Origin of the sequence: Blautia sp. MCC269 (assembly GCF_018785655.1) — a bacterium.
Lineage (GTDB): Bacteria > Bacillota > Clostridia > Lachnospirales > Lachnospiraceae > Blautia_A.
The window spans coordinates 1-364 of the sequence record NZ_WQQE01000126.1 but is presented as its reverse complement, the minus strand read 5'-3'; the positions used below and the strand labels follow the sequence as shown (position 1 = coordinate 364).

Here is a 364-nt window from a genome sequence, read left to right as displayed (position 1 = left end):
GCTGAATCTTAAATGCAGTCCATGACCCCGGCATGCACGCACACCGGTTTAGGCTCCTCCGCGTTCGCTCGCCGCTACTTACGGAATCGATGTTTCTTTCTTTTCCTCCGGGTACTTAGATGTTTCAGTTCCCCGGGTTCCCTTCCATACGTTATGGATTGGCGTATGGATGCATGAGGTCTTCTCATGCGGGTTTCCCCATTCAGACATCTCCGGATCACGGGATATTTGCTCCTCCCCGAAGCTTTTCGCAGCTTATCACGTCTTTCATCGGCTCTTAGTGCCAAGGCATCCGCCCTGTGCCCTTATTGCTTGACCTTTCGCTTCATCACCCTAGCGTAGGTGATGCGGTCTCTTGATTCTC

General features: G+C 52.5%; 1 rRNA gene. It reads right to left on the bottom strand.

Features of this window, described 5'->3' with window-relative positions:
• Positions 1-318: ribosomal RNA gene (locus tag GPK88_RS18715) — 23S ribosomal RNA — on the bottom strand; the annotation flags it as partial.
• Positions 319-364: the final 46 nt, after the last annotated feature.